Annotated in this window: 16 protein-coding genes; 11 read left to right on the top strand and 5 right to left on the bottom strand. The window is 44.7% G+C overall.

The features are described 5' to 3' along the window. Positions 1-199: 199 nt before the first annotated feature. From AB6D80_RS01930 to AB6D80_RS01905, 6 genes are all read left to right on the top strand, one after another. Complete coding sequence (locus AB6D80_RS01930; RefSeq protein ID WP_017104113.1) at positions 200-1591, top strand: COG3014 family protein; 1392 nt, start codon at positions 200-202, stop codon at positions 1589-1591. Beyond that, on the top strand, positions 1591-1974 hold the full coding sequence (locus AB6D80_RS01925; protein ID WP_009847158.1) for a YcfL family protein: 384 nt from the start codon (positions 1591-1593) through the stop codon (positions 1972-1974). The genes AB6D80_RS01930 and AB6D80_RS01925 overlap by 1 nt, the downstream gene beginning before the upstream one ends. 139 nt (positions 1975-2113) lie before the next feature. Further along, entirely contained in the window at positions 2114-2704 is a 591-nt protein-coding gene (lpoB, locus tag AB6D80_RS01920; RefSeq protein WP_009847157.1) for a penicillin-binding protein activator LpoB, read from the top strand. A 226-nt stretch (positions 2705-2930) separates the two neighbouring features. Continuing rightward, the gene (locus AB6D80_RS01915; RefSeq protein ID WP_371707354.1) at positions 2931-3797 is read left to right on the top strand and encodes a phosphotransferase; all 867 of its coding nucleotides are present in this window, start codon (positions 2931-2933) and stop codon (positions 3795-3797) included. Positions 3798-3893: 96 nt separating this feature from the next. After that, the gene (gene ycfP / locus AB6D80_RS01910) at positions 3894-4433 is read left to right on the top strand and encodes an alpha/beta hydrolase YcfP (RefSeq protein ID WP_012604408.1); all 540 of its coding nucleotides are present in this window, start codon (positions 3894-3896) and stop codon (positions 4431-4433) included. A 627-nt stretch (positions 4434-5060) separates the two neighbouring features. Beyond that, positions 5061-6350 carry an NAD(P)/FAD-dependent oxidoreductase gene (locus tag AB6D80_RS01905; RefSeq protein ID WP_017096883.1) on the top strand — a complete coding sequence of 430 codons (1290 nt, stop codon included), beginning with the start codon at positions 5061-5063 and terminating at the stop codon, positions 6348-6350. Between the two features lie 110 nt (positions 6351-6460). Here AB6D80_RS01905 and AB6D80_RS01900 read toward each other — a convergent pair whose 3' ends face one another. From AB6D80_RS01900 to AB6D80_RS01885, 4 genes are all read right to left on the bottom strand, one after another. Beyond that, the gene (locus AB6D80_RS01900) at positions 6461-7006 is read right to left on the bottom strand and encodes a GNAT family N-acetyltransferase (protein WP_012604406.1); all 546 of its coding nucleotides are present in this window, start codon (positions 7004-7006) and stop codon (positions 6461-6463) included. A gap of 136 nt (positions 7007-7142) precedes the next feature. Then, on the bottom strand, positions 7143-7910 hold the full coding sequence (locus tag AB6D80_RS01895; RefSeq protein ID WP_017104111.1) for a peptidoglycan binding protein CsiV: 768 nt from the start codon (positions 7908-7910) through the stop codon (positions 7143-7145). Positions 7911-7973: 63 nt separating this feature from the next. Beyond that, entirely contained in the window at positions 7974-11435 is a 3462-nt protein-coding gene (gene mfd, locus AB6D80_RS01890) for a transcription-repair coupling factor (protein ID WP_371707355.1), read from the bottom strand. 6 nt (positions 11436-11441) lie between these two features. Further along, positions 11442-12011: a hypothetical protein gene (locus AB6D80_RS01885; protein WP_009847150.1), complete on the bottom strand. Its 570-nt coding sequence runs from the start codon at positions 12009-12011 to the stop codon at positions 11442-11444. A gap of 227 nt (positions 12012-12238) precedes the next feature. Between AB6D80_RS01885 and lolC the strand changes: the two genes are divergently transcribed. Genes lolC through lolE form a run of 3 tightly spaced genes read left to right on the top strand, consistent with a single transcriptional unit; the run spans position 12239 to position 15377 of the window. After that, positions 12239-13447: a lipoprotein-releasing ABC transporter permease subunit LolC gene (gene lolC, locus AB6D80_RS01880; protein ID WP_009847149.1), complete on the top strand. Its 1209-nt coding sequence runs from the start codon at positions 12239-12241 to the stop codon at positions 13445-13447. Then, on the top strand, positions 13440-14132 hold the full coding sequence (gene lolD, locus AB6D80_RS01875) for a lipoprotein-releasing ABC transporter ATP-binding protein LolD (RefSeq protein WP_009847148.1): 693 nt from the start codon (positions 13440-13442) through the stop codon (positions 14130-14132). The genes lolC and lolD overlap by 8 nt, the downstream gene beginning before the upstream one ends. Continuing rightward, a complete protein-coding gene (lolE, locus tag AB6D80_RS01870; RefSeq protein WP_372187636.1) occupies positions 14133-15377 on the top strand; it encodes a lipoprotein-releasing ABC transporter permease subunit LolE in 1245 nt (414 codons plus the stop codon). A gap of 212 nt (positions 15378-15589) precedes the next feature. Here lolE and AB6D80_RS01865 read toward each other — a convergent pair whose 3' ends face one another. Beyond that, the gene (locus tag AB6D80_RS01865) at positions 15590-16102 is read right to left on the bottom strand and encodes a DUF2062 domain-containing protein (protein WP_009847146.1); all 513 of its coding nucleotides are present in this window, start codon (positions 16100-16102) and stop codon (positions 15590-15592) included. A 215-nt stretch (positions 16103-16317) separates the two neighbouring features. On the opposite strand from AB6D80_RS01865, the gene AB6D80_RS01860 reads away from it, so the two are divergent. Both AB6D80_RS01860 and msbA read left to right on the top strand, forming a co-directional pair. Next, on the top strand, positions 16318-18450 hold the full coding sequence (locus tag AB6D80_RS01860; RefSeq protein ID WP_371701031.1) for a DNA internalization-related competence protein ComEC/Rec2: 2133 nt from the start codon (positions 16318-16320) through the stop codon (positions 18448-18450). A gap of 31 nt (positions 18451-18481) precedes the next feature. Then, the gene (gene msbA, locus AB6D80_RS01855; RefSeq protein WP_009847143.1) at positions 18482-20230 is read left to right on the top strand and encodes a lipid A ABC transporter ATP-binding protein/permease MsbA; all 1749 of its coding nucleotides are present in this window, start codon (positions 18482-18484) and stop codon (positions 20228-20230) included. Positions 20231-20244 lie beyond the last annotated feature (14 nt).

The raw sequence follows: 20244 nt of genomic DNA, 5'->3' as shown, positions 1-20244 counted from the left end.
TAATGGTCTCGTTAATACAAGTTAATGGTTAATTAACATAAACAGCGAGTTGGAAAATTTGTTGTTTGTATGCCAACTTTTAGTTTTATCTGTTGTCTGAATATCGGCATCGATTAGGTTGAGCCTAAAAAGCAAGGTATCCACTTGCTTAAGATCCTTTTAACAAAGTTGGCATTTTAAACATGCACGGAGACGATAAGTGAAGCACCAGTTTAGATTCGCTTCCATTGCCCTGTTATCGGCGTTGACAGCGGGTTGTGCGAATATGTCGGCAGGGAGCCTGTTCAGTCATTACAGCGCGCAAAACAAAGAAATTTACCAAGCAGTCAAGTCTGGGGATTATTCAACGGCTCAACAAGAGTTACCAGATTACGTAGCAGGTGACATTCTTGATAACTTTGAAAAAGGTAGAATTAATCTACTTGATCAAAAATATCCTGAGAGTAAGTCGTCGCTCGAACTGGCCGATCAGGCAGTAAAAGATCAGCAAAGTAAAGCGGTGATCTCTGTATCAGACAGTGCAACCAGTGTCGGCGCGTTGGCTGTGAATGACAATATTACCGAGTATGTGCCAGCCGATTATGAGTTGGGCTTTCTGCATTTATATCTTGGTTTAAATTATTTAAAGAAAAACGACTTAGAAGGTGCGGTGATCGAAATGCGTCGCGCTAACCAAGTTCAGGAGCAAGCCAAGAAACAACGTGAAGCTGAGTTAGAAAGTGCTGCAAGCGATGCAAAATCTCAAGGGTTGTCTGCCAACGTGGGTAGTATTCTTGCGAATTATCCTGATGCGGGTAAAAAGCTGCAATCTGTGCAAAATGCGTATTTGATGTTTTTGTCTGGCCTGCTTTACGAAGCATCTAACGATCTGAACAGCGCTTATGTGGACTATCGACGTGCTTTGGCCATCATGCCTGAGAACCAAGAAATCATCGATAGAACCATGGCAACAGCTGCTCGCTTAGGCATGCGACAAGATTTAGCTACACTGAAAAAGCGCTACAAGCAGTCATCTAAGTTAGGGGCAAGCGAAGGGCGAGTAATTGTGCTTCAAGAACAAAGTGCAGTTCAAGCGATGGACAGTTGGCGATTAGATTTACCTATTTATGACAGTCGCGATCAGGGCGCAATATACTCTCTGGCGCTGCCATATTACCCGCGCCAAAACGTAGAACGTTTTTCTGCGCTACGAATCAGCGGGCAACCGTTGTCTGAGCATTTGATTACGGATGTGAATGCGATGGCGCAGAATGATTTATCTGAACGTATGACGAGCATTGTTATTCGCCAAGCGTTACGTGTGGTCGCGAAAGACCGCATCCGTAAAGAAGCCACTCAAGGTAACGATGTCGGTAACATTTTGTTCAATGTCTGGAATGCATTCACGGAACAACCAGACACTCGAAGCTGGCAATCTTTACCTGCGGAAATAAAGACCAGCACGTTTGTAGCAAACAGTGGTCAATATACGTTAGAAGCGGGCACTAAAACGTATGACTTTGATATTCGAGAAGGGCAGACCACTTTGGTGTGGATTTCTCGACAAGGAAACAATGCAACAATGTGGCATAAACAGCTAGGGAGGCTGTAATGAAAAAGTGGTTAGTGAGCTTAGCAGCGGTTATGGCTCTGGCTGGTTGTGCTGATAATACAGCTGGCGTAAGGGTAGATAGTCAAACTCAGAACGTTTTCTTTGGTGATAAGGTATTGGGTAGCCGCTTACAGGTTGAAGATATCCGAACTGACCTCGTCGACGGTCATACGCGAGGAATCGTGCGTTTAAACAGTAACTATAAAGGCGATCAACATATCCTTTATCGCTTTTACTGGTACGACGATGCTGGTCTTGAGGTCAACCTAAAGCAAGGCCCTTGGAAGCAAGCGATTGTTCGTGGCTTTGAAAGTATTTCGTTGTCGGAAGTGTCGGTAAATCCGAAAGCGACTCAGTTCAGAGTTCAGTTCAGAGAGCAGTAAACTTTCGTTTGGAACCGCTCATATTTAGAGTGGTTCCAAGCTTTATAGCAAAGACGAGATAGAACGGGTCTAAGGATTCGAAAATACAAAAATTTAAGAGAGTGGGTAACCCCACTTAGTGATTAGTTAAGGAAACAAAATGAAAAAGAGTGTCATTGCGCTACTAGGTTTAGCGGTTATTTTAGGCGGTTGTTCAAACAAGGTAAGCTACGGTGATGCACAATCAGTAGAAACCACGACAATCGATTTCGGTTCAACTGACCTTCAAACGATTGCGGGCGAAATGGTCGATAGCATGATGGCGTCTGGTTCTGTGTCTTATATTACTCGTGAGCAACGTCCAATCGTGTTCGTAGAGCGAATCAAGAACAAAACAAGTGAGCACATCGATACTGAGTCAATCACTGATACCATCAGTACTAAAATGCTGAACTCTGGTAAGTTCCGTTTCGTTGATATGGACCGTGTAGAGTCTGTTCGTGAACAGTTGAATTTCCAAAATAACGATGAGCTTGTAAATCAAAGCTCAGCAATCCAATTTGGTAAAATGGTTGGTGCTCAGTACATGTTGTACGGCAACCTATCAAGCATCGTTAAGAAAGCGGGCAGCGACGAAGACGTATACTACAAAATGACCATGCGCCTAATGGATCTTGAGTCAGGCTTGATTGAATGGGCTGACGAAACTGAAATCCGTAAGCAACAATCTAAGAGCTTGCTGGGCTTTTAATTCAGTTTACTTGGCTTCTAATTAGCTTACTGAGTTTTTAATTTAGCTTATTGAGCTTCTTAAATGGCTTAGTGTGCTATTAACCTGGCTTAGTCATGCCTCAACGCAGTACATGTTATTTGCTGTGATTGGTATTAATGAAGAGGCACTGGCTTTTGGTCAGTGCCTTTTTTGTAGGGAAATTAAGACGTTTATAGGGCAGTTAAGACGTTTATAGGGAGTAAATATGGCGATTTTTTCTTGGTCTGAAGCAAAGCTTCTTGATACCAGTTTGAGTTCTCTTGATGGCTACTTTTCTGAGCCTCCAATCAGAGCACAGACACTGACAGGTGGGTTGACTAATCGATGTTGGAAATTGGTTTTAGCCGATGGCACCGCGTATGTTTGGCGTCCAATTACCCCCATCACCAAAGCGTTCTTCATCTCTCGCCATGAAGAGTATCAAGTACTGTCTGCTATTGAGCGTCTAGATATCGGACCAAGTCCGATAGTGGTCAATGAGCAAGGCTTACTGGTTGAATGGATCGCGGGTGAGACGTTGTACGAAGGACTCGAGCAGGATGATTTACTGAAGACGCTGATCTCAGTGCATTTGGTTAATACTGCGCGACTGCCGCTCCAACCGTTCAGCTATACGGCTCGAGTTGACCATTACTGGCTTCAGCTTGATGCGGTTCATAAGACTGAAACCTGCACCAAGATTTATCAAGAGTGGCGCGTGGCTCCAAGTATCCCAAGTGTAGGCCTGTCTTTGTGTCATTTTGATCTCGGTGGCTATAACCTTGTGAAGAATCAAGATGGGATTAAGATCATTGACTGGGAATACGCAGCGCTAGCAGACCCAAGGCTTGATCTTACGCTGACTATTGCTGTTGCCCGATTACCAGTTACAGAAGCTGTTAATAAGTACTGTCAGCTAAGAGGTATCCATGATCCCCAATCTTGGCTTGACGGAGTAGAAGCCTGGTTACCAAGAAGCCAAATGATGGCAATGCTGTGGTATTTACTTGCTCATCAGCTATGGGGCGATGACAGTTATCAGTGTGAAGCAGAGGCTCTTAGTCACACTTTATGTAGCTATGATCACGTTTAGGAAGTGAAAAATATAATTTCAGAGGTCTTCCCTTTAAAACCTTGTTTTTCGTGTTAGATTGATCAAAACGTACCAATATTCAATGGGGGAGGTACAATGATTATCTATCTACACGGCTTCGACTCAACAAGCCCGGGCAATCACGAAAAAATACTGCAGTTGCAATTCATTGATGATGACGTTCGTTTCATCAACTACAGTACTTTGCATCCAAAACACGATATGCAGCATTTGCTAAAAGAAGTGCATAAAGTGATAGAGCAATCCGATGATCCACATCCAATCATTTGTGGTGTAGGTTTGGGTGGTTTTTGGTCTGAGCGTATTGGTTTCTTATGTGGGATTAAGCAGGTGGTGTTCAACCCTAATCTGCACCCTGAGAACAACATGGTAGGTCGAATTGATCGCCCAGAAGAGTACGAAGACATCGCGACTAAGTGTGTCGCTCAGTATCGTATGAAGAACAAAGGACGCTGTTTAGTGGTGCTTTCTCGTGAAGATGAAATTCACGACAATACGAAAACAGCTTCTGCTCTAGAAGATTACTACGAAGTTGTCTGGGACGAAAAAGAGAGTCATAAGTTCAAAAAGATCTCTCAACACTTACAGGCAATGAAGGCGTTTAAAAACGCTTAAGGATTACCGTCATTTTATAAAACAGCACTCAATTGAGTGCTGTTTTTTTATCCAAATTAGCAAGCGATGCCCGAAGGGTTCGAGCTGAGCACCCCGCAAAAAGCGTTTTACTCTTTGTTGAGGGAGATTTGCTTAGAATGACCAGGCTACTTCCCCCTTGCCGCGATTAAAACGCTTTTATATCGAACGAAATTTGACCGTGAAAAGGTCAATGTGCCCTAGTCATATAGATTTTATCGATGAGTTTGCGCAAACGTTAACTAATCAGTCACGAATCCTCATTGTGGGTAAGGATTTTTGTTGCGGTCATCTTTTTGCTATATATAATGTTCTAAAGCAAAATATTTTGATAAATGTCAAAAAAAATTGAGAGCGAGTGATAAAACTTGCCCATAATTTGTGCTCTGCCTCTCAGGTAGACACCTTTTTCATCCTCGTGAGCAAAGTGACAAACCAATGTTTGTTGCTTGTAATCCCTCTAACTACTCAGTGAGCTGTTGTTACTTATTATCACAGTCATCAAATGAGCCGCAGCCTTTGGAATTGAGGCCGAGTAGATACATAGAATTTATCGGTTGGAGTAATCGAGCCGAACCCCATTTATTCATTTTGTAGAGGATTGTCATTGTGACAAAAATTATCGTAGTAGGCGGCGGTGCTGGTGGTTTAGAACTAGCAACTAAGCTAGGCCGCACTTTAGGTCGTAAGAAACGTGCCCAGATTACTCTGGTAGACCGTAAAGCAAGCCACCTATGGAAACCATTGCTTCATGAAGTAGCCACTGGCTCATTGGATGAAGGTGTTGACGCGCTAAGCTACCGCGCACACGCGAAAAACCATTGCTTTGATTTCCAAATGGGCAGCCTGAACGATATCGATCGTGAACGTAAAGTGATTGCGTTGAGCGAGTTGACTGATGAGCACGGTGAGTTACTGATGCCAAGCCGCGAACTTGAATACGACATTCTTGTGATGGCGTTAGGTTCAACGTCAAACGACTTCAATACCCCAGGTGTTCGTGACAACTGTATTTTCCTTGATAGCCCAGAGCAAGCACACCGTTTCCGTACAGAAATGAACAACCAGTTCTTAAAGCTGCACGCTAAGAATGGTCAAGGTACGGTAGACATTGCGATTGTTGGTGCGGGTGCTACTGGTGTTGAACTGTCTGCTGAGCTTCACAACGCTGTGAAAGAGCTTCGTACATACGGTTTTGGCGACCTAGATTCAAGCAAGCTGAACGTTAACCTTGTTGAAGCGGGTGAGCGTATTCTTCCAGCTCTACCTCCTCGTATTTCCAGCGCAGCACATTCTGAGCTAACTAAGCTTGGCGTCAACGTGCGTACAACGACAATGGTTACACAAGCTGACGCTGACGGTCTAACGACCAAAGATGGTGAGAAGATCCCAGCACAGATCATGGTATGGGCTGCTGGTATTAAAGCGCCAGATTTCATGAAAGATATCGGTGGTCTTGAGACGAACCGTATCAACCAGTTGGTTGTCAAAAACACGCTGCAAACTACGCTTGATGACAACATCTTTGCTATCGGTGATTTGGCGCAATGTACACAAGCGGATGGTTCGTTTGTTCCACCACGTGCGCAAGCTGCTCACCAAATGGCAAGCTGCGCATTTAGCAACATCATTGCTAAGCTGAACGGTCGTGACCTGAAAGACTACATCTACAAAGATAAAGGCTCACTGGTTTCACTAAGCCGTTTTTCTACAGTAGGTAGCTTGATGGGTAACCTGACTAAAGGTTCGATGATGGTTGAGGGACGTATTGCTCGTGTGGTTTACATCTCTTTGTACCGAATGCACCAGATGGCACTTCACGGCTTAATCAAAACATCACTGATGATGTTGGTGGGTCGTATTAACCGTGTCCTTCGTCCAAACCTAAAGCTTCACTAATCAGGTAAGCCTTCTAAGGTCATTACGCTGATAATAAAAAAGAGCTCTTCGGAGCTCTTTTTCGATCGTGTCGAGTACGTGTTATTTCGGATTGTTACTCTATTAAGCGATTAAGATAATGGAGGTAACACAGAATAAACCACGCCATCTTTCGGTTTACCGTTAAAGATAAAGCGATTCTTTGCAATGGCTTCACGTTCAGCGCCACATTTCTCGATCAGCTTTTGGCTGGGTAGGTTCTCTGTATCGCAGACAATCTCCAAACGCGTCAACTTGAGCATTGCGAAGCAAAATTCAAATAGGGCAAGCATTGCTTCTTTCGCTATCCCTTTTCTCTGAAATTGATCACCCACCCAATAACCTAAACTTGCCATATTAAAGGTGTGGTAAAGCTCATTTATGGCCACCATGCCGACTAACTTTTCGCTTTTTCGTTCGAAGATACCAAAGCCAAACGCATCGGCTTTAACCCAGTTTAAGCGAGTCGCAAGAATGAATCTCTCGGCCTCGACGGTCGAAAACTCGTCGTGGCACCAGTCGAGCCATGGCAATAAACTCGGGGAGGATTTAACCAGCTGCGAAAACTCTTGAGCGTCTGAGGCTTCAATGATTTTTAGGTTGAGGTGTTGAGTATTTATCTGAAAGTCAGGGCTCATAAGAAATACCGAATTACATGTAAGTACTGAACAAAGGATTCAGTGCAGAATAAAGATAGATAGCACTTAATAAAACGCCCTCACTAGGAGGGCGGATTGAATTATTTATATAATTATAGCCGAATCGGCAAGTAACTTACTGCGCTACACGTCGAACTTGAATCACCATGCCTAGAAGCGGGTGATCAAGGTAGTGAGTCTCAGTACTGCGCATACGACGTTTTTGGTCCATGCGGTAGCTCTTAAGGAACTCTTCCACTTCAACCGTCGGAGAGATTTCAGTGAGGTTGCCCACTTGAACATTGCTTTCGGCGCCACTTACTGGTGAATCTAGCTCGATTTGTTGCTCTTGAAGAGTCACTTCACGAACGCTCGGCGCTTTTAAATCCAATGTTGTTTCAGCGTAGAGGTAATGCTGAACGTAGATTTGCAGCTTGCCGTCTAACTCGTAAAGCGGCTTATCGATAGTCTCTTCTTGAAAACCATCAGTATTTACTGCTGTTACTACACCTTTCTCAGAACCGTCGGCATTAAACTGTTTGGAGAAGTCTTTACCGGCTTGAACATGGAAAACCGGTGCCGAGCTTTTGCCTTGGTCGCCTTGACGCCAAGCGGTATGCATCAGAACTTCAAAGCCTGCGTGTTTGCGTAGCTTGTCTTTCTGAGGTGTTAACTTGTATTCCGAGTAAGGCAGCATCTGCACGCCTTTCTTCGCTCGGTATTGGGTATCTTGAAATGAACCTACGCGCTCAAGTGAAATCTGAGGCTGTGTGTTTGGCCAAGATTCATTCACTTTTTCTGCATCAACAGCACGCTTAAAAATGATCACTTCTATATCAAATTGTCTCTGCGCCAAACTTGGCAGTGAGACGAACAATAGTAGCAGTGGGATCAGTCTTTTCATTTTTACTCCGTCTTCCAGCCGAACTACCGGCTGGATAATTTATATGTGCAAGTGGATTGGGTCTTATGCCGAAGGAAGCAAGTTCTGTCTGAATTCGCCCAATAAATCACTAACAAATTGAATTCGTTTCCGTCTGTCGACCAATGGTATCGTAAACTTGAACTTTGTTGGTCCTTCCATTGAAAACTTTTGCGGTTGAGATTGCAACAGTTTAACAAGGTAGGTCGGGTTTATGTCAGCATCCGGGTAGAATTCTAAGAATCCACCTTTATCATGAGCCTCAATTTTCTTCGCTTTGATAGACGCCGCGGCTAATTTTAGCTCTGAAACTGACAACAAGTTCTTGGTAGCATCCGGCAGAAGGCCGAAGCGATCAATCAGCTCGACTTTCAACTCTGCCAATTCGTCGGTGTCACTCACACTCGCAATACGCTTATAAGTAGACAAACGTGTATTGATGTCTGGGATGTAGTCATCAGGCAATAGCGCAGGCAGGCGCATCTCAATTTCAGTTTGTTCACGCAGTAGGTCATCAAGCGATGGCTCTCGCCCCTCTTTCAATGCTTCAACTGCTTGTTCAAGCATCTCCATGTACAAGGTGAAACCAACCGATTGGATTTGACCACTCTGTTCATCACCTAACAGCTCACCCGCGCCACGAATCTCTAAGTCATGGGTTGCTAGTGTAAAGCCTGCACCTAAGTCTTCAAGTGAAGCTATGGCATCTAATCGCTTAACCGCATCTTTGGTCATTGCTTTCGGAGGAGGTGTTAGCAGATAGGCATAGGCTTGGTGGTGAGATCGACCCACACGCCCACGCAATTGGTGCAACTGTGCTAAACCAAGGTTATCGGCTCTGTCCATTAAGATGGTATTGGCTGTTGGTACGTCGATACCGGTTTCGATGATGGTTGTACACACTAGCAAGTTAAAACGCTGGTGGTAGAAGTCATTCATGATGCGTTCTAGTTCGCGCTCTCGCATCTGGCCATGAGCCACGGTGACACGTGCTTCTGGAATCAGTTTCTGTAGTGACTCAGCCGTCTTTTCAATCGTGTCGACTTGGTTGTGTAAGAAGTAAACTTGACCACCACGCATGATTTCACGAAGTACCGCTTCTCTGACGATCGCGTCATCACTCTCACGGACAAAGGTCTTTATTGCTAAGCGTCGTGCTGGTGGTGTTGCGATGATTGACAAGTCACGCATGCCGCTCATTGCCATGTTCAATGTACGTGGAATTGGCGTCGCGGTGAGCGTTAGGATATCGACATCCGCACGCATTGCTTTCACTTTTTCTTTCTGACGCACACCAAAGCGGTGCTCTTCATCGACAACCAACAGGCCAAGGTCTTTAAACTGAAGGTCACTTGAAAGTAACTTGTGAGTACCCACTAAGATGTCGACCTTACCGTCGGCGACATCTTGCATGATCGATTTCTGTTCTTTGGCTGATTTGAATCGAGACAGAACCTCAACACGAATCGGCAAGTTGGCGAAACGGTCGCGGAAGTTTTCAAAGTGTTGCTGAGCAAGTAACGTTGTCGGTACTAACACGGCCACTTGTTTGCTGTTATCGGTACACACGAACGCGGCACGCATTGCGACTTCTGTTTTACCAAAACCAACATCACCACACACCAAGCGGTCCATGGCTTTTGCTTGGCACATATCAGACATTACCGCATTAATTGCCATCGCTTGGTCATCGGTTTCTTCAAACGGGAAGCCAGATTTGAAGGTTGCGTACTGACCACGATCGAGCACAAATTTGTAACCCGGCTTAAGCTCACGCTTGGCGTAAACATCGAGCAGTTCGGCTGCAACGTCACGGACTTTCTCTGCGGCGCGCTTACGAGCTTTCTGCCATGCTTCACCGCCAAGCTTGTGTAGCGGTGCGGAATCTTCAGCGCCACCAGAGTAGCGGCCAATTAAGTTCAGAGATGCAACTGGTACGTAGAGCTTGGCATCGTTTTGATACTCAAGTGTTACGTATTCGGTTTTCATACCACCCGCTTCTAAGGTTTGCAGGCCAATGTAGCGACCAATGCCGTGGTCAATGTGAACAACAGGTTGACCTGGTTTAAGCTCAGCAAGGTGACGGATTACGGTGTCGCTGTTTACGCTTTTCTTATCTTTTTTACGACGCTGAACAACGCGATCGCCCAAGAGATCACTTTCACAGATAAGGGCGATGTTTTGCTCTTCGTGGATAAAGCCATGCTCAGCAGAACCTAGGACTAGGGTGAACTTATCTTTACCTTTAATTGCCGCGTCGAGGTTTTCAACTTCACTTGGTCGTACTTTGATGCCTCGAAGTAATTCACTCAGTGCTTCACGGCGGCCTTCAGACTCAACCGAAAAGACCACTTTTCCGTCGAAGGCTTCAGTGAACTTTCTTAGGTTAGATAAAGGCTCTTTATTCTGATGTTGAACGCTGAGATCTGGTAGAGACGTAACTGGAAGGTTGGTACGTCCGGCTTTTTCTTCAATCGTGTCTAAGCTCAGATTGACCTGTGGTTTTTGCTTAAAGTGTGCGAACAGTTCGTCTTTCTTTAGCCACAGTTGTTCAGGTGTCAGCAGCGGTCGTAACGGGTCAACACCGCGTTGCTCGTATCGGTGAGAAACGTCGGTTAGGAACGAATCTACTGCAGTCTCGACATCACCTAGAATCAGGAGTTGCGCTTCATCGGCAACATAATCGAACAAGGTTTCGGTGTGCTCGAAGAACAGCGGTTGCCAATACTCAATACCAGCAGGCCACGTGCCTTTAGAAACCTGCATATAAACCGATTCTGGTTCACGGCGCGCATCAAACTGTTGGCGCCAACGAATACGGAAATCTTCAATCGCTGTTTCCGAGGTTGGGAATTCGTGAGCAGGCAGCAGTCGAATCTCAGAGATGTCTTCGATAGAGCGCTGGTTTTCAGGATCGAAAGTACGGGTCGTGTCGATCTCGTCATCGAAGAAGTCGATACGATACGGGTCTTTGCTGCCCATTGGGAACAGGTCGAGAATAGAACCACGGCTAGCGTATTCACCCGGGCCAAACACTTGGTCAACATAGCGATAGCCCGACTTTTCGAGTTGCAGACGTAATTTCTCTAGTGAATAGAGATCGCCTGTTTTCACCATTAACGTGTGTTGTAGTAAGAAGTCGCGCGGTGACTGGCGTTGCAATAACGTGCTGATCGGAACGATCGTGATGCCATCTTTTAGCGTTGGCAGTGCGTAAAGGCGTGCTATACGATCTGAGATGATCTCTTGGTGCGGTGAGAAGCTATCGTATGGCAGCGTCTCCCAGTCAGGAAATAACGCAACTTCATGTGCCGTAAACTGTTCAATTTCAGATTGAAGCTTGAGTGCGATCTGAGGATCAGGCACTGCAAGTAAAGTATGGCTGTTATGCTGCTCCGCTAGTTTAGCGATAGTAAGCGCGAGAGATGAACCAACTAGGTTACCGATGTGCTTTTTGTCACCGGCACCTTTGAGCTTAGGTAGTGTGAAAATGGATTGTTTTGTCATGTCTATTTACTTGTTATCTCGTTCTAGAGAGCGTTGACGTAAGAGCTTTTGTTGTTGATGGAGCGCAGCCTTGATCAACAAGTCTTGGTCAGTATCACGAAGATGAGCATATTTGAATTTGATTTCGAAGCCTGAATCTTTAGGTTCGCTAGCGAAGACCTCCGCGTAGCAATAGATAGCGGCGGCAGGGTGCTCGATAAAGAGCTTGGCTTTAACTAAGCGACCCGCTTCGATATCTGTTTTGGAAAAACACGAGAACTGACTCGCGCCAAATGAATACGTGTGGGTACGAAATTGTTCATCATCTTGTTGCGATAACATAAAGCTCAACAAGAGGTTTAATTTAGAGTTCTGTGCATCCAATAAACTGATGACATTCTTCAAGTCGCTGTTTTTCAGTTCGTTGCGAGCACTGTCAGCTAATAGATCCAATTGGCTAAATTCACTTGCCACTACAAAAGGGGCAGGGATCTCTGATTCGAACTGAATCTGAGAAGGTAAAGCGAAGTTACTGTCCATTGGCTCAATATTAGCGGTAAGGCTGTGGTGAACGGTAAAAAACTCTTGTTCTGTCATGCGTTAGTTCCTTGAAGTGATCTATTGATTATCGCTATGTGGCCGCAGTAATCAAGGTCAGTTAATTGAAAGTCTCAAATAGTTGTTTGAAAGTTAGCTATTTGACAAGGTTCTGTTTTTCAAGCCTAACTAATTGAGTTAATTCACTCTATATTTTCAATTAACCCCTACACAGTAACGGCAATACCCGTTACATTAACCCGCATCTCCTTTAGATGGTTCAAAGTATGTTTCATCCTATTTCATTGTTTGTTGGCCTGCGTTATTTGAAAGGCCGTTCAGGTGATCGCTTTAGCCGTTTTGTTTCTTATATGTCGACAGCCGGAATTACCATTGGTGTGCTGTCTCTGGTTACTGTTTTATCGGTAATGAATGGATTCGAAGCGCAGTTAAAAGACCGAATTCTTGGTGTCCTTCCTCAAGCCGTCGTTTACGAGCAAGGAGGCACAACGTCACTTTCTGCTCAAGCACCTAGCTTTGCGGAGCAAATGTCGCTCAATGGCCACGTAGAACCTATTGTTCGCAGTGAAGCGGTGATCCAAAGTCCTGCTCAGTTATCTGCGGGCTTGTTAATCGGTATTGAGCCAAATTCAGATGACCCTCTTCAGAATCATTTAATTGCTGGCAGACTGTCTTCACTCAAAGCTGGTCAGTATCAGCTTTTCCTTGGTCATACCTTGGCAAGAAACTTGAAAGTGTCTATGGGCGACAAAGTTCGCTTAATGGTGACCAGTGCCAGCCAATACACACCGTTAGGGCGCATACCTAGCCAACGAAATTTTACCGTAGCTGGCATTTTTAACACGGGTTCGGATATCGATGCTCAATTGATGGTGACGGATATCAACGATGCTGGGCGTTTGATGCGCTATAAATCAGACACCATTTCAGGCTGGCGACTGTTTTTTGATGACCCATTTGAAGTGGCAGAACTATCAAACCAACCGCTACCGGAAGGTTGGGTGTGGAGCGATTGGCGAGACCAACGTGGCGAGCTATTCCAAGCCGTTCGAATGGAAAAAAACATGATGGGTTTGATGCTTGGGCTGATCATTGGTGTTGCTGCGTTTAACATTATTTCTGCGCTTATTATGGTGGTGATGGAGAAACAGTCCGAAGTCGCCATCTTAAAAACCCAAGGTATGCGTGATGGTCAAGTCATGGGTATCTTTATGGTTCAAGGTGCAAGCAGTGGTGTGATCGGCGCATTATCTGGTGGCATCCTGGGCGTGATTTTAGCTTCGAACCTCAATACTATTTTAGAGGCGATGGGTGTTGCTCTGTTTTCATTTGGTGGACAGTTGCCAATTTTAATTAACCCAATTCAAATCGCCGTTGTTGTGGTTCTGGCTATTGCACTTAGCTTGATTGCCACTGTCTTCCCTTCTTATCGTGCATCGTCTGTGAAACCTGCTGAGGCCCTTCGTTATGAGTAATTTTCTTCAATGTAATGATATCCGTAAAACGTACCGTGAAGGCTCGTTAGATACTGAGGTTCTCAAGGGCGTCAGCTTCGAAATAGAAAAGGGTGAGCTAGTCGCAATCATTGGTACATCCGGTTCAGGTAAAAGTACGCTATTGCATATTTTAGGGGCGTTGGATGATGCTTCTGATGGTAGTGTCAGCTTTCTCGGACAAGACTTAGCGTCTTTGAGTTCGAATAAGCAGGCTAAGCTTCGCAACCAGCATCTTGGCTTTGTTTATCAATTCCATCATCTTCTTTCTGATTTCTCAGCGTTAGAAAACGTAGCAATGCCGTTGTTGATAGGTGGAGAGAAGCCAGCGAAAGCTAAACAAGAAGCACAGTTGCTACTTGATAAAGTGGGGCTAAGTCATCGTGTTGACCACCGACCTTCAGAACTTTCAGGTGGTGAGAGGCAACGAGTGGCAATTGCTCGTGCATTGGTGAACAAGCCTGCGCTAGTGTTGGCGGATGAGCCGACTGGTAACCTAGACCACAACACAGCACTTTCTATTTACGACTTAATGCGCGAACTGAACCGTGAGTACGATACTGCCTTTTTGGTTGTGACTCACGATGGTGAACTTGCCGGTAAGATGGATCGCCAACTTCACATGCAAGATGGTTTACTGGTCAACGTAGAAAAAGAGGAGAGCTAAGTGTTTTCTTCTTTATCTCTATTGGTAGGCGGCCGATTTAGCCGGGCGAAACAACGAGACAAAATGGTGTCGTTCATCTCCTTGTCTTCGACAATTGGTATTGCTGTTGGTGTCGCGGTAATCATTATCGGTTTGTCTGCAATGAATGGTTTTGAGCGAGAGCTTCAATCACGAGTACTTTCTGTCATTCCTCACGGTGAGTTTGAGGGCGTCAATAAACCAGTAACTCGCTGGGAGCATGTGATTGAGGAGTCGGTAAAGCACGATAAAGTCGTTGCTGCTGCGCCTTATGTGAAAATTACCGCGCTTGCCGAAAAAGGCAAAGAGTTGAAAGCAATTGAAGTTCGCGGCGTTGACCCACAACTTGAGCAACAAGTATCGAGCCTATCGAGTTTTATCGATAAGCAAGCTTGGAGCGATTTTAAGGCAGGGCAACAACAAATCATTTTGGGCTCTGGTGTGGCCAATGTACTTGGCGCGAAAGTCGGTGATTACCTGACTCTGATGATCCCGACGGTGAATGGGTCGGTTAAGGTTCAAGCACCTAAACGTGTTCGAGTCAAAGTGGTTGGCTTGCTGACGCTTAATGGCCAAATTGACCACAGCTTAGCTTTGATCCCGATCGGCGATGCGCAAACTTACGCAAACCTAGGCGAGGCAGTGACAGGGGTTTCTTTAAAAGTGACCGATGTTCTGAACGCGAACTCTATTGTGCGTGAGGTGGGTAACCAGCTTGATGTGTATGTGTATCTACGAAGCTGGCAACAGAAGTTTGGCTTCTTGTATCGAGATATTCAGTTGGTTCGCACCATTATGTATCTGGTGATGGTACTGGTTATTGGTGTTGCTTGTTTCAATATTGTCTCGACATTAATGATGGCAGTAAAAGACAGAGCATCAGAGATCGCGATTTTAAGAACCATGGGCGCATCGGACGGCCTTGTGAAACGCATTTTCGTTTGGCAGGGCGTATTCTCCGGTGTGTTAGGTAGTTTGGTGGGCAGTGTAATAGGCGTGTTAGTGGCGCTTAATCTCACGACACTTATCAAAGGGCTTGAAAGGCTAGTTGATCACCAGTTCTTGTCCGGTGACATCTATTTTGTCGACTTCTTGCCATCACAACTCGATATGACGGATGTTGTTGTGGTTTCAGGTACAGCGATTGTATTGAGCCTATTGGCGACATGGTACCCAGCATCACGAGCAGCCAAGTTAAACCCTGCCTCGGTGCTTAGCTCGAAGTAATGCGCTTAGTAATACGTCATGTAGCATGATAGACAAATGGCATACACAAAAAAGGATCCCTGATGGGATCCTTTTTTTTGAATTCAATCTGCATTCTTTACGACTGTGGTTACATCCCAATATTGCAGAGTTCTGCGGTTCATCTGACTTTAACTTGTGTGCGGTTTAAGTGAAGCGCATACAAGGATAGATTGAACGACAAGGAAAAGTTGTCAGTACCTTGCTTGACGCTTCTTCCAACTTCTTACTACTGAGTAACGCCATAACCCGCGAATACCAAAGTAGCCAATCATTGCTGAAACCACGCCACAAATCAGGCAACCCAGTAAGAAAGGAGGCCCGATTGTATTCATTTGCGCCAAGATGAAGTCCCAAGACAATTCGAAATGGAAGGCTTGGGGTGGTACATGCATAACAAACGCCCCGACTTTATAAGCAAAGTAGAAGAGAACGGGCATAGTGACCGGGTTACTGATCCAAACAAGTGCGACAGCCAAAGGTAGGTTAACGCCACATGCGACAGCAAGGCCTGCAGACATAATCATTTGGCTTGGTAGGGGGACAAACGCCATGAATAACCCAACAGCGAATGCGCCAGCCGCAGAGCGACGATTAAGACACCATAAGTTGGGGTTGTACAAAACATTGCCAAAAACTTTCAATGCTTTCTGACGCTTGATTAGCTCATGGTCAGGCATAAATCGTTTGATAAACTTTCTTGGCATAGGAGGAAGCTACTCTCTTGTTTAACACTTGGTTCTTGATTTCATTTGCTGCGACAGTTGTGTCTGCCAGCTTCTGGCCTGTGATGCCTCATTGGGTTTGGGCACCATTGATGCTGTTGTTACTACTAGCATCAACAAAGTATAGCGTTTTCCGGAGTGCAAGAGGTCTAGCAACAGCATTGATACTAGTTATCTGCCTAGGGAATGTAATTGAAATACAAACGAGTCGCTTATTTCAATCAGGGCAGAATACTACCATAAATGCTTCGGTTGTTAGCCTTTTTAGTGAAAATAGCCACGGTTTTGAAAGCGTAATAGTAGCTAGATCAATTGGCGGCGAAAAATTAATCTTTCCTCAATTAATAAAATTACGTTTGTTTACACCTTTTAAGTTAACACTCGGAGATGATGTCAATTTATCTGTGTATATAAAGCCTGTATGGGGCAAACTCAATGAAGCAGGCTTTGATTTAGAAAAGTATCTGTTTAGCGCAGGTGTGGTTGCCAATGCAATTTACAGATCTAATACAAAGTATCGCATTCATACCAATAGCAACTTACGGTCCTATTGGTTTGAAAACAGTCTTGAAAGGTTAAGTCAACTGGCAAATCAAGACCTCATTATGGCTTTGAGTTTTGGTTATCGAGACCTTATTCACTCTCAGCGTTGGGACTTACTTAAAAGCAGTGGTTTGATTCACTTGATGGCTATTTCGGGGCTGCATATTGGGATTGCCTTTGGTATCGGCTATCAAGTAGGAAAGGTATTCAGGTTACTATCATCTTCACTTCTTTGGTTGCCCACAATATTCGGAGTCGGCTTAGCCTATTTCTACAGTTGGTTTGCTGGGTTCACGCTGCCCACCTTGAGAGCTTTGGTGATGTGTATTATCGCCAGCTATTTCTTGTGGCGTGGGCAAAATATCAGTTTGTTTCGGTATGTCGCCTTAAGTCTGTGCGTGGTTCTGCTAATTTGGCCATTTTCAGCATTATCGAGTAGCTTCTGGTTGTCTTTTGGTGCGTTAGGTGCCGTTCTTTACATTGCGTTAAATAGTCAGTCATCCGATTCAAACTCAACATTTATCGAGCGAGCACTGCAGCTCTTCAAGATTCAGTTAATGCTGACATTCCTGATTGCTCCCTTTTCGATGCTGTTCTTTAATGGGGTCAGCTTAGTCTCTGTTTTCTACAACTTGCTCCTTTTACCTTGGGTGTCGATGGTGGTTATTCCACTATTGTTCCTGGCAATGTTCTTTAGCTTAATATTGGCGCCAGTATCAGGTGGCGTTGGCTTAACTACATTCAACAATGGTTTGTCTGAACAATTATGGATGTTGGTCGACTTATCGCTTGAGCCTCTCGTATTTAGTCTTCCTTTCTCTGAACGATTTTGGTTTCAAGTGGATAATCACACGATTGAGTTGTCTGTATTCCTCATCTTGTTTTTCGGTTTTGTCAGTCGATATTTCAAGCGAGCACTATCTATATTGATTATTACCGTGTTTGTACTGTGGTGGGAGTTCGGCAAGCCTCAACAAGACAAACTAATTATCGATATCTTGGATGTTGGTCACGGGTTGTCTTTGCTCTTAGAAAAGAACAATCAGATTGTTCTTTACGATCTTGGTAACGCATGGCCAGGAGGTTCCATTGTCGAATCCTTACTTATTCCTACTTTGAATCAGAGGGGAATTCATGAGTTGGAGGGTGTAATAGTGAGTCATTTCGATTCTGACCACGCTGGTGGCTATCCGTCGTTACTTGAAAATTACAACCCTAAGTGGGTAAGAGCCAGTCAGAATATCAGTCAACAAGGACAATCTACGATTCAAGAATCGTCAAATATTCAAGCATGTATTTTAGGAGAAGTATGGACTTGGCAAGGGGTTGCTTTTGAGGTCTTGTGGCCTCCCAAACAAGTGAAGAGGGCGTATAACCCACATTCGTGCGTAGTCAGGCTTTTTGACCCCGCTCTAGAGTTCTCGATGTTACTTACTGGTGATATTGAATTGGTCAGTGAGTGGTTACTTGCACGCGAAGGCGAACGGCTTCGAAGTGACGTAATGCTTGTTCCTCATCATGGTAGCAATACGTCTTCGATCGCCAGTTTTATTGAGGCCGTTTCACCTCAGTTAGCGATCGCTTCTTTGGCCAAAGGCAATCAATGGGGGATGCCGAGTGAATCCGTTATTGAACGTTATCACGACGCAGGGAGTGCTTGGCTTGATACTGGAGAAAGCGGCCAAATAACCATCAGTATTGGTCAAGAAGGTTGGCAATATCATGAGATTAGAGAACAACAAGGCAGACAGTGGTATAGGCAGATGCTTCGTAAGGGAGTAGAATAGGAAGATTATTGTGAGAAAATTAAGCGATTCTATGTCAACACAAACAGATGAAACTACCTGGGTCACATTTAAAAGACTTTGGACTTATATTCGACTATATAAGGCCGGCCTTGGTGTTGCGGTTATTGCGCTTATTATAAATGCTGTCACTGATACCTACATGATTTCCTTACTAAAGCCGTTACTTGATGAAGGCTTTGGTAATGCAGAATCTGACTTTTTACGTACGCTCCCTCTCATTATCTTTGTCATGATGTTCGTTCGTGGCATCAGTGGCTTTGTTTCAACTTATTGTTTGAGCTGGGTTTCAGGCAATGTGGTCATGGAAATTCGACGTAAAATATTCAGCCATTTTATGCATATGCCAGTTTCTTTTTTTGATAAAGAACAGACTGGTGCGCTGCTATCTCGAATTACTTACGATTCAGAGCAAGTCTCTGCGGCAACCAGTAAAGCATTAGTCAGTATTGTCCGTGAAGGTGCAAGTATTATTGGCCTGTTGACGCTGATGTTCTGGAATAGTTGGCAGTTGTCTTTGGTGTTGTTCGCTGTCGCCCCTCTTGTCGCGTGGGCAATCAGTATCGTATCGAAGCGATTCAGAAAGATCTCTAAGAACATGCAAACCAGTATGGGTCACGTCGCTTCTTCTGCAGAACAAATGCTGAAAGGACATAAAGTCGTTCTAACGTATGGCGGACAAGATCTAGAAAAACACCGCTTTGACCAAGTTAGTAACCAAATGCGCCAACAAAGCATGAAGCTAATCACTGCTCAAGCGGCCGCTAACCCAATTATTCAGATGATTGCATCACTTGCAATCGTAGTTGTTCTATTTCTTGCTAGTGTTGATTCAATTAAAGCAGAGCTTACTCCTGGTACGTTCACTGTTGTGTTCTCGGCGATGTTTGGTTTACTACGCCCACTAAAAGCTCTGACTAATGTAACGTCTGAATTCCAACGTGGTATGGCAGCGAGTACGACCCTATTTGGTTTGATGGATCTAGATACGGAACAAAATAAAGGTACGTTGAAGCCTGAAACCGTAGCGGGTGAAGTTGAAGTAAAAGATGTGACATTTACTTACCAGGGAGCAGAGAAAGCAGCGCTTGATAAGGTCAGTTTTAATATACCGAAAGGCAAGACAGTCGCACTTGTCGGCCGTTCAGGTTCGGGTAAGAGCACCATTGCGAACCTGTTTACTCGTTTTTATGACGTAGACTCTGGCTCTATTGAGCTTGATGGTCACGACATTCGTGATTATGAATTAAGAAATCTACGTGAGCACTTCGCTCTTGTTTCCCAGAATGTGCACCTATTTAACGATACGGTTGCGAACAACATCGCTTACGCAGCTGAAGAACAGTATTCACGTGAACAGATCGAACACGCGGCTAAACTTGCGCATGCAAGCGAGTTTATCGAAGGCATGGAAAATGGCATCGATACGGTTGTTGGCGAAAATGGCGCGAGCCTGTCTGGCGGTCAAAGACAGCGTATCGCGATTGCACGTGCTCTATTGAGAGATGCACCTGTTCTGATCCTTGATGAGGCGACATCTGCATTGGATACCGAGTCAGAAAGAGCGATTCAATCTGCGTTAGAAGAGCTGCAGAAAGACAAAACAGTACTTGTTATCGCACACCGACTATCTACTATCGAGCAAGCTGATGAGATTCTAGTGGTTGATGATGGGCATATTGTAGAAAGAGGTGCACATGCCGAGCTCATCGCCCTTGATGGCGCTTATGCACAACTACACCGAATTCAGTTCAGCGGATAAGATTAGGTCTTGTT

It is taken from the genome of Vibrio sp. 10N.247.310.17, assembly GCF_041466605.1.
Lineage (GTDB): Bacteria > Pseudomonadota > Gammaproteobacteria > Enterobacterales > Vibrionaceae > Vibrio > Vibrio tasmaniensis_A.
The sequence above is the reverse complement of the archived record's forward strand: the minus strand, read 5'-3'. Positions and strand labels throughout refer to the sequence as shown.

What these genes read in the sequence shown, in the direction of transcription:
- AB6D80_RS01925 (WP_009847158.1), top strand. Translation starts at nt 1,591, where the DNA reads ATGAAAAAGTGGTTAGTGAGCTTAGCAGCGGTTATGGCTCTGGCTGGT.
- lpoB (WP_009847157.1), top strand. Translation starts at nt 2,114, where the DNA reads ATGAAAAAGAGTGTCATTGCGCTACTAGGTTTAGCGGTTATTTTAGGC.
- AB6D80_RS01915 (WP_371707354.1), top strand. Translation starts at nt 2,931, where the DNA reads ATGGCGATTTTTTCTTGGTCTGAAGCAAAGCTTCTTGATACCAGTTTG.
- ycfP (WP_012604408.1), top strand. Translation starts at nt 3,894, where the DNA reads ATGATTATCTATCTACACGGCTTCGACTCAACAAGCCCGGGCAATCAC.
- AB6D80_RS01900 (WP_012604406.1), bottom strand. Translation starts at nt 7,006, where the DNA reads ATGAGCCCTGACTTTCAGATAAATACTCAACACCTCAACCTAAAAATC.
- AB6D80_RS01895 (WP_017104111.1), bottom strand. Translation starts at nt 7,910, where the DNA reads ATGAAAAGACTGATCCCACTGCTACTATTGTTCGTCTCACTGCCAAGT.
- mfd (WP_371707355.1), bottom strand. Translation starts at nt 11,435, where the DNA reads ATGACAAAACAATCCATTTTCACACTACCTAAGCTCAAAGGTGCCGGT.
- AB6D80_RS01885 (WP_009847150.1), bottom strand. Translation starts at nt 12,011, where the DNA reads ATGACAGAACAAGAGTTTTTTACCGTTCACCACAGCCTTACCGCTAAT.
- lolC (WP_009847149.1), top strand. Translation starts at nt 12,239, where the DNA reads ATGTTTCATCCTATTTCATTGTTTGTTGGCCTGCGTTATTTGAAAGGC.
- lolD (WP_009847148.1), top strand. Translation starts at nt 13,440, where the DNA reads ATGAGTAATTTTCTTCAATGTAATGATATCCGTAAAACGTACCGTGAA.
- AB6D80_RS01865 (WP_009847146.1), bottom strand. Translation starts at nt 16,102, where the DNA reads ATGCCAAGAAAGTTTATCAAACGATTTATGCCTGACCATGAGCTAATC.
- msbA (WP_009847143.1), top strand. Translation starts at nt 18,482, where the DNA reads ATGTCAACACAAACAGATGAAACTACCTGGGTCACATTTAAAAGACTT.